The sequence below is a fragment of the Enterococcus sp. AZ149 genome, assembly GCF_051714285.1.
Taxonomy (GTDB): Bacteria; Bacillota; Bacilli; order Lactobacillales; family Enterococcaceae; genus Enterococcus_D; species Enterococcus_D entomosocium.
The window spans coordinates 3,087,064-3,099,335 of record NZ_JBIORO010000001.1 but is presented as its reverse complement, the minus strand read 5'-3'; the positions used below and the strand labels follow the sequence as shown (position 1 = coordinate 3,099,335).

General features: G+C 44.7%; 9 protein-coding genes. 3 read left to right on the top strand and 6 right to left on the bottom strand.

The window, feature by feature from the left end; genetic code table 11:
- The first annotated feature begins 53 nt into the window (after positions 1-53).
- Complete coding sequence (locus IGI94_RS14285; protein ID WP_005233536.1) at positions 54-1,019, top strand: ribose-phosphate diphosphokinase; 966 nt, start codon at positions 54-56, stop codon at positions 1,017-1,019.
- 77 nt (positions 1,020-1,096) lie between these two features.
- Here the strand turns inward: IGI94_RS14285 and IGI94_RS14280 are convergent, their stop codons facing one another.
- Both IGI94_RS14280 and IGI94_RS14275 read right to left on the bottom strand, forming a co-directional pair.
- Positions 1,097-2,116: a LacI family DNA-binding transcriptional regulator gene (locus IGI94_RS14280; RefSeq protein ID WP_005227844.1), complete on the bottom strand. Its 1,020-nt coding sequence runs from the start codon at positions 2,114-2,116 to the stop codon at positions 1,097-1,099.
- A 107-nt stretch (positions 2,117-2,223) separates the two neighbouring features.
- Positions 2,224-4,488, bottom strand: a complete 2,265-nt coding sequence (locus tag IGI94_RS14275) for a glycoside hydrolase family 65 protein (RefSeq protein WP_430617518.1) — start codon at positions 4,486-4,488, stop codon at positions 2,224-2,226.
- A gap of 251 nt (positions 4,489-4,739) precedes the next feature.
- On the opposite strand from IGI94_RS14275, the gene IGI94_RS14270 reads away from it, so the two are divergent.
- Positions 4,740-6,914: a PTS transporter subunit IIBC gene (locus IGI94_RS14270; protein WP_438899906.1), complete on the top strand. Its 2,175-nt coding sequence runs from the start codon at positions 4,740-4,742 to the stop codon at positions 6,912-6,914.
- 93 nt (positions 6,915-7,007) lie between these two features.
- On the top strand, positions 7,008-7,838 hold the full coding sequence (locus IGI94_RS14265; protein ID WP_008379326.1) for an endonuclease/exonuclease/phosphatase family protein: 831 nt from the start codon (positions 7,008-7,010) through the stop codon (positions 7,836-7,838).
- Positions 7,839-7,894: 56 nt separating this feature from the next.
- On the opposite strand, the gene IGI94_RS14260 is transcribed toward IGI94_RS14265, so the two are convergent.
- From IGI94_RS14260 to IGI94_RS14245, 4 genes are all read right to left on the bottom strand, one after another.
- On the bottom strand, positions 7,895-8,335 hold the full coding sequence (locus IGI94_RS14260; protein WP_438899905.1) for a hypothetical protein: 441 nt from the start codon (positions 8,333-8,335) through the stop codon (positions 7,895-7,897).
- The gene (locus IGI94_RS14255; RefSeq protein ID WP_008379329.1) at positions 8,328-9,101 is read right to left on the bottom strand and encodes a MurR/RpiR family transcriptional regulator; all 774 of its coding nucleotides are present in this window, start codon (positions 9,099-9,101) and stop codon (positions 8,328-8,330) included. Before IGI94_RS14255 ends, IGI94_RS14260 begins: the two co-directional genes overlap by 8 nt.
- 63 nt (positions 9,102-9,164) lie before the next feature.
- Positions 9,165-10,496, bottom strand: coding sequence for a 6-phospho-alpha-glucosidase (locus IGI94_RS14250; RefSeq protein ID WP_008379332.1), 1,332 nt, complete (start codon positions 10,494-10,496; stop codon positions 9,165-9,167).
- A 13-nt stretch (positions 10,497-10,509) separates the two neighbouring features.
- On the bottom strand, positions 10,510-12,102 hold the full coding sequence (locus tag IGI94_RS14245; RefSeq protein WP_005233553.1) for an alpha-glucoside-specific PTS transporter subunit IIBC: 1,593 nt from the start codon (positions 12,100-12,102) through the stop codon (positions 10,510-10,512).
- Positions 12,103-12,272 lie beyond the last annotated feature (170 nt).

Here is a 12,272-nt window from a genome sequence, read left to right as displayed (position 1 = left end):
CAGTCACTTTGTGCTAGAATAGAAGAAAACAACCACATTCATTGGAGGCAATCATGGGCGAAAGTTATAAAGATAGTTCGTTGAAAATTTTTAGTTTAAATGGAAATTTACCATTAGCAGAAAACATTGCGAAAGTTTTCGGTACAGAACTAGGGAAGTCAAAAGTGACACAGTTTAGTGATGGAGAGATTGCCATCAATATTGAAGAAAGTGTGCGGGGCGACCATATTTATATCATTCAATCGACGAATGAACCCGTCAATGATCATTATTTAGAGTTGCTGATCATGATCGATGCGATGAAACGGGCTAGTGCGAAGACCATCAATGTCGTTTTGCCTTATTACGCATATGCGCGGCAAGACCGAACCGCCAACCCGCATGAGCCGATTACTGCAAAATTGATTGCCAATATGCTGGTGGAAGCAGGGGCTTCTCGGATCTTGACGCTTGATCTGCATGCCGTCCAAGTTCAAGGATTTTTCGACATCCCAGTGGATAATCTCTTTACGATCCCATTGTTTGCCCATTATTATCGCGAACAAAAAATGACTGGTGACGACTATGTCGTTGTTTCACCAAAAAACAGCGGTGTCCAACGGACCCGTAGTTTGGCAGAATACTTAGATACAGCGATCGCGATCGTCGATCAAGATGAAGCCGATGGCGGCTATGTGATTGGTGATGTCGTTGGGAAAAAATGTATTTTAGTTGATGACATTTTAAATACCGGCCATACATTGGCAAAAGCGGCAGACTTGTTGAAGGAAGCTGGTGCCAGCGAAGTGTATGCTTGTGTGTCTCATGCCTTACTTTCGCCGCCAGCTAAAGAAATTTTGGATCAATCAGCGATTGAAAGGATTTGTGTCACCGATTCTTGTTGGACCAGCGAAGAACGCCATCCAGAAAAACTGCACTACATTTCTTGTGCTGAATTGATGGGGGAAGCCGTTCGCCGCATTCACGAAAATACACCAATGAGTCCATTGTTCCGCCTGGAAAGCAAAGAGTATAAATAAAAATATGAAAAGCACCCGCTATCCTTAGGGACAGCGGGTGCTTTTGCGTGTGGGGAAAGTGGACCAAACACAGTGGATCAGTTCAACTGATTGCGGTTCAAGACCGTTTCTCGTTTGATCAGCTTATGTGGTACGACCAGCTGTACGCCGTTTGAATCTTCATGATTCAATTGCGCCATCAGCCGTTCGGTAGCGATTTTTCCTAAGGACAACACGTTGATATCGATACTAGTCAAATACGGGTGTGTCAAAGTAGCAAAGATCGAATTATTGAAACTGATGATGGATAAGTCATCCGGGACTTTGTAGCCATACATCGTCGCTAATTGAATGATCCGCACAGCGAACAGATCATCGATCACGACGATGGCAGTTGCTTGGGATTCTTTGATCGTTTCTTCAAACGTGACGTAATCTTCCGCTTTTTCAAAGGTCAATGCTGGATAAAAGGGGAGATTTGCCAGCATCATGGCTTTTTGGTAGCCGAAAAAACGTTCGAAATACAGATTTTCATGGGTCGTATTAGTAGCAAATAAAATCTTCGTATGCCCTTGGGCGATCAGATGCTCGGTTGCTTGCTTGCCTAACAACTGGTTGTCATTATCGACAAAAACGATTTTGTCTTCATTGCTGTATGGTTGACCAATCAAGGTAAAGGGGACTTCTTTTTCGACCAGATAATCGATGATGGGGTCTTTTTCATCGGAATAGACCAAGATAAAGCCATCTACTTGTTTTTGCAGGTGCATTCGTTCCACGTTTTTTAGTAATGTAGCAAAGTCACGGGCGGAGGCAACGGCAACCGTCATTTGATGATGGCGTGCCTCTTCATTGATGGCTTCGATCGTTTCTAAATAAAAGGGGTTTCCTAGTCGTTCTTTCGAATCAAGGGGCGGCAAGATCACGCCGATGGCACTAGATATCTGTTTGCCGAGATTTCGAGCCGCAAGATTGGGGACGTAGCCCATTTCTGCCATTACTTTGCGCACTTTCTTCTTAGTATCTTCAGAGATACTGGGATGATCGTTTACGACACGAGAAACCGTGGATGTAGCGACGCCAGCCTTTTTGGCGACATCTTTGACCGTAATGCTCACTGATTTCCCTCCTTTTTTAGCTTATAGTATCACAAAGTGTCGGCACAAGGGTAGAGCCAATCAAAAGAAAGAAGAAATGCAGACATTTCTTCTTTCAGAAGGCTTGTTTAGCGAATCGCTGTACTGATTTCGTCTTCTAAAACATAGTCTTTGCCATACACCTTGATTGGCAATGCCTCACCGCTGATTTTTTTCAAAGTCACCGTCGACTCATTGACGGAAACAAAGAGCAGACGTCCACGATAGTTGATGTGGAATGCATAGCGGCTCCACGTTTTAGGTAAGAATGGCGCAAACCCTAAGTGGTCGTGATCGGTTTTCATTTGAGCAAAGCCTTGAACGATCGCTAACCAGCTGCCGGTCATAGAAGTGATGTGCAAGCCATCATCGGTATCATTGTTGTAATTGTCCAAATCAAGACGAGCAGTCCGCTCATACATTTCCAACGCTTTTTCTTCCATACCTAATTCCGCTGCCAAAATCGCATGAATACTTGGGGAAAGGGAAGATTCATGCACTGTCATCGGCTCATAGAAATCAAAGTTCCGTTGTTTTTCTTCTTTGCTGAATTGATCGCCGAAGAAGTAGATCCCTTGCAAAACATCGGCTTGCTTGATAAAGCAAGAGCGCAAGATATGATCCCACGACCAATTTTGGTTTAACGGCAAGTGTTTTGGATCAAGATCGGAAACGGGCATCAAGTCTTTGTCTAAGAAGGTATCATGCTGGACGAACACACCAAGCTCTTGGTCTTCTGGGAAGTACATATTGTCGATGATGTCTTGCCATTTGGCTTGTTCTTCGTCTGAGATCGTGACAGTCGCTTCATCTTTGAAGGCTTCATAGCTGGCTAAGGTATAAGCTAAGACCCAAGTAGCCATTTTATTGGTGTACCAGTTGTTATTGATATTGTTTTCGTATTCATTTGGTCCTGTAACGCCATGGATCATGTATTTTTGCTGGCGTTTTGAATAGTGGACACGATCTGCCCAGAAACGTGAGATCGCGCTTAACACTTCTAATCCTTCTTTTTTCAGGTAACTTGTATCGCCAGTATAATTCGTATAGTTGTAGATGGCATAAGCGATGGCACCATTTCGGTGGATTTCTTCGAAAGTGATCTCCCACTCATTGTGGCATTCGATCCCAGTGAAGGTCACCATTGGGTAAAGGGCACCTGCTAAGCCTTGTTTTTGTGCATTGATATGGGCTTGCGGCAATTGGTTGTGACGGTATTTCAACAAGTTGCGGGTCACTTCTGGTTTTGCTAATGCCAAATACAATGGGACTGCATAGGCTTCGGTATCCCAGTAAGTCGCACCGCCATATTTTTCACCAGTAAAGCCTTTCGGTCCAATGTTCAGACGCTCGTCTTCACCATAATAGGTTGAGAACAATTGGAACAGGTTGAAACGAATCCCCTGTTGCGCCGCAGCATCGCCTTCAATGATCACATCGGCTAAATCCCAGCGGGCTTTCCAAGCAGCGACTTGTTCTGCACGCAACGCATCATAATCTGCTTTGTATAAAGTGCCTAATTCGGTGACTTTTGCTGGATGATCATGAGCGGGAACATCACGACTCGTAATGATCAAGACTTCTTTGATCAATGAGAAGGTGTCACCGGCTGCCCCAGAAAAGGCAAAGGTATCAGCGACGCAAAGTTCGCTTTTCACGGAATCAGTCGGTGTTTGGCTATGACGCATAGCAGAAGTGACAGTGAAGCGTTCAATGTCAAAATTATTTTCTACAGTCCGAGTGGTCAAGTAATGGAAGGTTTCGGTTTGGCCATGATCTAATTCTTCCCAGAAACGTTCGTCGTAGTTGCTGTCTTCGTTATGGACGTTGTTATCTAGTTTAGAAACGACTTTAATCTCAGCGTCGCCTTCAATGATCTCAGCATCCATCTTAATGAGGGCAAGTTCACGTTTTACGATGCTCAAGAAGCGTTCAAAAGAGAATTTAACCGTTGCACCTGCCAAAGTGACAGTAAAGTTGCGGCGTAAAATCCCGGTTTCCATGTCTAGTTCTAAACGGAAATCACTTGGGCTGATTTTTGCTAAGTCGACTAATTGGTCATTGACAAATAGGTCCATTGCAATAAAGTTGACCGCATTGATCACTTTGCCAAAATAGTCAGGATAGCCGTTTTTCCACCAGCCAACACGGGTTTTGTCTGGGTACCAGACACCTGCGATATAGGTACCTAAGTGATGATCGCCGCTGTATTGTTCTTCAAAGTTGCCGCGCATTCCCATGTAGCCATTCCCGATGCTTGTTAGCGACTCTTGCAGTCGACGATTTTCTTTATCTAAGGTAGATGTCGCGATTTTCCATGGATCGATCTCGAACAATCGTTGGATTTTTTTCATGAAAGTCCCTCCAGAATCTTTTTGATATCTCTATCATAAGCGCAAACGATTGCATCGTCAAGTGAAAGTTGTTGCGTTTAAAGAATTTCCTATTAGGAAACATCGAGAAAGAGAGATTCAGTTATATAAAGGTGAAAAAACGAATAGAATCCCTTTTGATATTTCTGGGTTTACAAAATCTTTTTTCTCCGTTAGAATGAAATTATTAAGAAACCGATTGCGTAAATCGATTCAGGGAAGGAAGAAGGAAGATGAAAAAATTATTGAGCTTCGAATTTTGGCAAAAATTCGGAAAAGCGCTAATGGTGGTTGTCGCTGTTATGCCAGCCGCTGGTTTGATGATCAGTATTGGGAAAACGATCCCAATGATCAATGCCGACTGGGCATTCTTGATCACCACAGGAGGCGTCATTGAAAACATTGGTTGGGCAATTATTGGTAACCTGCATTTATTATTTGCATTAGCTATTGGTGGTAGTTGGGCTAAAGAGCGAGCTGGTGGGGCATTTGCTGCCGGGATCGCCTTTATTTTGATCAACCGGATCACTGGTTCGATCTTTGGCGTGACGAGCGCGATGTTAACCGAAGAAGGCGCCTTTACCCATACGTTGTTTGGGACAAAGATCATGATCGACGGTTTCTTTACTAGTGTATTAGAAGCACCTGCTTTGAACATGGGCGTCTTTGTCGGGATCATCGCAGGTTTTGTGGGGGCAACAGCTTACAACAAATACTATAATTTCCGCAAATTACCGGATGCGCTTTCCTTCTTTAACGGCAAACGCTTCGTCCCTTTCGTGGTGATTGCCCGTTCAGTAGTCGTCGCATTAGTGTTATCAATCGTTTGGCCTTACATTCAAGCCGGTATCAACAACTTCGGTTTATGGATCGCGCAATCACAAGAAAGTGCGCCCGTTTTAGCACCGTTCTTGTTTGGAACCTTGGAGCGGCTGCTCTTACCATTCGGGCTGCATCATATGTTGACGATCCCGATCAATTACACCGAATTAGGTGGAACCTACACAATTCTTTCTGGGGCACAAGCCGGCACCCAAGTCTTTGGACAAGACCCATTATGGCTTGCTTGGGCAACAGATCTAGTGAATATGCGCAATGCTGGCGATACGTCACAATATCAATTTTTATTGGAAAACTTTGTTCCTGCCCGCTTTAAAGTTGGACAAATGATTGGTTCATCTGGGATCTTGATGGGCTTGTCTTATGCCATGTACCGCAATGTCGATGCGGACAAACGGCACAAATATACCTCTATGTATTTATCAGCTGCCATCGCTGTCTTCTTGACAGGGGTAACAGAACCGTTGGAGTTCATGTTTATGTTTGCTGCCGTACCGCTTTACATCGTTTATGCAGTCGTACAAGGGGCGGCATTTGCGATGGCGGATATCGTCAACTTACGGGTCCATTCTTTTGGGAATATCGAGTTGTTGACACGTACCCCAATGGCGATCAATGCCGGCTTAGGACAAGATTTGATCAACTTTGTGTTAGTGACCATCGTCTTTGGTGTCGGGATGTATTTCTTGGCAAACTTCTTGATCAAAAAATTCAACTTTGCAACACCAGGTAGAAACGGCAACTATGAAACAGAAGGGGCCAGCGATGCGCCAGCAACTGCTTCGGCGGATGGCAACTTGAACCCAGATTCACAAGTCGTGAAAATCATTCATTTATTAGGTGGACGTGAAAATATCGCCGACGTTGATGCATGTATGACCCGTTTACGAGTTTCTGTGAAAAATCGGGAAGCGGTCGGCGATGAAAAAGCGTGGAAAGCCGCAGGGGCGTTAGGCTTGATCGTAAAAGACAACGGTGTGCAAGCAGTCTATGGACCGAAAGCAGATGTCTTAAAATCAGACATTCAAGATATCTTAGATTCTGGTGTCACGATTCCCGAACCGACTGCTAGTCAAGCACCAGATGAAACCACTACCCATCAAAGCCAAGGCGTGACAGCTGAACTAGCTGCCGTTGCCACTGGAGAAGTGATGCCGATCACCTCTGTCAAAGACCAAGTGTTTGCGGAAAAAATGATGGGTGACGGTTATGGCGTGCGTCCAGAGCAGACGACAGTTGTCGCACCAATCAGCGGGAAAGTCACCAACATCTTCCCAACGAAACATGCGATCGGCTTGCTTTCTGATGAAGGCATCGAAGTATTGGTTCACATGGGGTTAGATACCGTTGACTTAAACGGTGCCCCCTTTACGGTAGCTGTCACTGAAGGACAACAAGTGGCGGTCGGTGACAAGTTAGCGGAGATGGATCTCGCTGCAGTAAGTGCTGCTGGCAAAGACACCACCATCGTTGTAGTGTTGACCAACAGCGATCAAATCGATTCCTTTGAATTGACCCAAATCGGCAAGCAACAAGCAGCCGCAGTTGTTGGAATCGTAAAACTATAATAAAATGACAAGCGGGTCGACTCTTTTGTTGACCCGCTCTCTTTTATTTTTAAAAGGAATCGTACAAGCAAACCGAGAGAAGGAGCCTTATTCATGAAGGTATTAACATTGAACACCCATAGCTGGTTAGAAGAAAATCAGCTAGAAAAATGCAAAATGATCGCACAAGAGATTGCAACAGGCGACTATGACATCATCGCCTTGCAAGAAGTCAACCAAACGATCGCTGCTCAAACCATCGTTCCTGATGGGCTTTATTGCCCGACAGATACGCTGGTGGAAATCAAGGAGGACAATTTTGCTTTACGCCTAGTGGAAGAACTGCAACTGTTAGACTGTGACTACTATTGGTCATGGACCTACAGTCACGTAGGCTATGACATTTACCACGAAGGCAATGCCTTATTGTCCAAACAGCCCATCATTGCCAAAGAATATCTTGCTTCACAAGCCACGGATGTCTGGGATCATACCACGCGCAAAAACCTGAGCGGCGTGACTGAAGCCGATGGGCAGATCGTACAAGTCGTTAGCTGTCACTTTTCTTGGTGGCAAGACGGTAAATTTGCCTACGAGTGGCAACAGACAGAAGCATTTTTAGCAGAACGGGCAGATACCTTATTGATTCTAGGAGATTTCAACAACGATGCGGCCAGTTCTGGTCATCAACTCGTCCTTGACAGCTCCTTACAGCTGCAAGACAGCTTTTTAACGGCTACCGAAACGATTGGTGAAGCCTCTGTCGTTAAAGCCATTGATGGTTGGCAAGACAATCGAGAAGCATTGCGGATCGATTATGTTTTTGCATCAAAAGACCTGCAAGCAACGGAATATGAAGTCGTTTTTGACGGAACGCGTACTCCAATCGTCAGCGATCACTTTGGAATCAAAGTGGTTTTTGCTTCAAAAACAGAGCCAAACTAACATGAGCTACAGCAAAAAAGCAGTGCCAACCGGCACTGCTTTTCTTTTTGGGGAAGTTAAATCGCTGAACGAACAAGGAGGAAAAATAATAAACTCAATAAAAGAATGAATGCTAATGCCCCATAGGCAAAACTCTTTTCGCCCCAGGTTGCGTTTTCCTCCTGACTCGAAAGACTTCTTCTTGTAAAAAAGACGAGTCCTGCGCCGATGACATTCGCTGTCAGTAACTGCTGGAAGAAGATCAGGAATAAATACTGTCCCAAAAGGCCTTTTTTACTCATGGAAAACCGTTGAATAAAGTACAGGCAAGCCCCTTGCAGCAAAAGGAGACTACTTAACAAGACCCCTAAAGCGGCTAACGGTTGCGAGTTGAGGTACTGGGCAAAGGTCATCCCATGGTTGAAGGCAGTCAAGGAAAGATAAAGATAGTAAGCACCGGCGATCAAAAGCCAATAACTCAGTAAAATCAATGGAAACGCCCATTTTCGTTTAGTCATGGTTGCCCTCCTGTAAAGTGAATAGTCCGTAGGAACGGATCAAATAATCAATCAAGCAGCTCAGTCCGATCAAAGACTGGCTAGGGATTTTCTTGCGACCGATTTGAAAAAAATCGCAATAATAGGTCAGGTGAAACGTTGAATGGCGAGCAAAATAATTATCTCCTGGCGCACTCAATGTCAAAACGGGAATCTGACGAATCGCAAAAGTCGTCAGATTCTCTTTGACGTTTTCTGTTTCGCCGCTGAGTGAGGCGATGATCACACAATCTTCGGCAGTGATCATCGGCATGACCATATCAAATTCCGTTTTGTTCGGCAATACGATCACTCGTTTTTCCATAGAAAGCATCATTTTGGAAAACTCCTCCAGTGCTTTCTTTTGGGAAAACCCAGTTGGGTAGCAGTAGATGGTTTTGCTGCGGTCAAACAAGCGGTTGAGGACAGCTAAGTCTACCGTTTTTACATAGTTGAGGGTGGCGAAAATATCCTCTTGTTGTTTTTCAAAAATCGTTTTTTGCTGCGAAATCGTTGTTGCCTGTTCTTGCTGATGCCGTAGAAAATATTTGAACTCGGAATAGCCAGAAAAACCAAGTTTTTTCGTCAACCGTAAAATAGATGACTTTGAGACGTGAACCTGCTCGGATAGCTCGACGATCCCCATAGATAGAACGGTATCGCCGTGGGAAAGAATATAGTTCAGAATGCCACGATCAAGTTCACTTAACTCTGCTTGGTGCTGTTGAATCAAATACTGTAATTTCACAAAAACCCCTCCTTATTGATTAAGTATAGCTGAAAAGCCAGGAGGGGAGGCGAAGAACGCTGGCTAGTGTAATTCTGGCCAAAAGGCTTGATTTGCTTCGATCAATTCATCGAGTAATTCTTTGGCTACACGGGCATTTGGTACCACTTTTGAAAGAATCAGTGCTTGCCACAGCTTCTGGTAAGAACCCTCTGCCCAAGCTTCCACGACTAATTTTTCTACGGCGACTTGTTGTTCCATCAATCCTTTTTGGAAGCGAGGGATCTTGCCTTGTGTGATTGGTTCTGCCCCGTTACTGCCGACGATACAAGGCACTTCCACCATTGCCTGTTCATCAAAGTTGACGATCGCTCCTTCGTTAGGCACGATCAACAGCATTCGTTCTTGCGTGTTATAAGCAATCGCTCGTGCAAGGTCAACAATGTAGCTGGCGTGTTCATCCACTTCAAGCGTGGTGTCAGTCGCTGTCTGGTTTTCTACGATGCGTTGGCATTCACCAAAGACGTGTTTTTCGCGACCAGCCATGACTTCATTTGCCCGTGTAAAAGATGGGTTGGTGTGCGCCACTTCATCTTGAGGGAAAAAGTAATACTTCAAGTAGGTATTTGGCAAAGTGGATGGATCAACCTCGTACACTTCTTTTGCTTTGGCAAAGGTGTGCATCCAGCTGGCATCAGCATGTTGGCTCGCTTCGATTTCTTCTGGCAATGAATAGCCGTATTTTGCTACATGCGCTTGGATCTGCGGCAGCAAGTCATTGCCAGCTTTGTCTCGTATATCTGTCCACCAGCCAAAGTGATTCAAGCCATAATAGCGAACGACCAATTCTTTGCGAGAAGCTAAACCGATCGCTTGCGCCATCCGTTCTTCGATTCCCACTGGCATATCACAAATATTAATGATCTTAGCATCAGGGCGCAATTTACGAGTCGCTTCTGCGACGATCGCTGCAGGATTGGAATAATTCAACATCCACGCATCAGGGGAATATTTTTCCATATAATCGACTAACTCCAATACACCGCCGATAGAACGCATCCCATAAGCGATCCCGCCAGGACCACAAGTTTCTTGGCCGACCACACCATATTTCAAAGGGATTTTTTCATCCTTTTCGCGCATCGCATACAAGCCAACTCGGATATGCGCCATCACAAAATCGACATCCTGAAACGCGGTTTCGGGATCAGTGGTTGCTAAAAAGCTGATTTCGGGTGCGCGTTCTTTCAATAAAATCTCGCAAGCTTGTGCCACTTTTTCTTGTCGTTCTTCCAAATTGTCGTAAAACTTGATTTGGCGAATCGGGAAACGATCCAAGTGTTCTAAAAGCATCAAGACGATTCCTGGGGTAAAGGTACTGCCGCCTCCAGCGATCACGATTGAAAATTTTTTCATTTTTGCTTCCTCCTTAGTCTGATACAGCTAATAATTTTTCGAATTGTTCTCTTACTTGTGGCACATCCAGGCCAACGATTACTTGGAAGGCGTTGCCGTTACGAACGACGCCATGGGCACCAGCGCCTTTAAAGATGTCATCTGGCAGCACTTGGTCTTGATCTTTGACGGTGATTCTTAGGCGAGTGGCACAATTAGTGACTTTATCGATATTGTCGCGACCGCCAAACCCTTCTAAGTAGACTGCGGCTTGTTCGGTGTAGCGATTGGCACCGGCAATCACTGGAGTTCCAGTGTTGGCTTGTTTTTCTTTGTAATCTTTTTTGGTGTATAGTTTGACTTCGCTATTGTTTTCTTCCCGTCCTGGTGTGGCTAACTTAAATTTGAGGATCAAGAAGCGGAAAACAAGGAAATAAAGCGCAGTAAAGGCTAACCCAATCACCAACTGCGTGAAGATCATACTGCGATGATTTTGAAATAGCGGAATCCAGACCTTCGCTAACAGATCGATCAAGCCGCCCCCCATATCTCCAACGACCCCGAAGGCAAACATCGTTGCCGCCATGGTCGCTGCTAAAACAGCGTGCACCGCAAAGAGGGGTGGTGAGATAAAGAGGAAGGTGAATTCCAATGGCTCAGTGATACCAGCTAAAACGGCAGTTAAAGTGGCAGGGATCAAAATCGCTAAGACTTTCTTTTTATTCTCAGGCTTGGCTGTGAAATAAAAAGCAGCAGCGATCCCCGGTGCAGCAAAGATCTTAGAATTGCCATGTAAAGCAAAGCCCCCTTCAGGGAAAAGCTCTTTCAATGGTCTGGTGGATTGGGCAAATTCTTGTAAATGTGCCATCCAGTATTTGGAGATTCCTTCTTCGACGACAGCAGGACCAAAAACAAAGGGGGTATACACGAAATGATGGAGACCTGTGGGGATCAATATTCGCTCTAAGAAAGTATAGAGCCAGACCCCAAAGACCCCAGCACTTGCTAGAAACCCTTGCATGGACCCAATGCCAGCTTGGACTTTCGGCCAAATCAATGCAATCAAGAAAGCGACTGGCAACATCAAAAAGAATCCAAGGATCACGACAAAGGAAGAGCCTTGGAAAATTCCGAGAAAATCAGGCAGCTTCGTATCGAAAAACTTGTTGTGAAGATAGACGACGATCGCCGAAATAAAAATTGCTCCGATAATACCAGTATCTAATGTTTTGATGCCGGCGATCATTTTCAAGCCACTCTCACCGCCGGGATCAGCTGCAAAGTTGACACCGAAGAAGTGACCAAAGTACTCGATCATGCCAGAAATAAAATAATTACAAGTAATATAGACGACAAAGGCTTCCATTGCCGCTCGCGCATTGGCTTTTTTTGCGAGACCGATCGGTAATCCAATAACAAATAGTAATTCCATTTGGTTGAAGACCGTCCATGCACCGTTTTCAATGATCGTCCAAATGTTGAACCAAGTAGAGCCTTCAGTGGCGATGCTCCCCACAAGCATCGGATTTTTAAAGATAATACACAGCGCGACCATGATCCCCGAAAATGAAAACAAGAGGACCGGGGTAAACATCGCACCGCCAAACCGCTGAACTTTTTCCATCATAATTTCTTAACATCTCCTTTCAATTTTTACTACAACCTCAGTATAGAAAAGAAAGATAGCGGTTACAATAAAGTGAGGCGGCATAGGAACGTAGAAGCAAACAAAGAGAAAAGGTAGCAACTGCGGGGAAATTTCCCATAAAAAAACAAACCTGCGAAAAACAGGTTTGT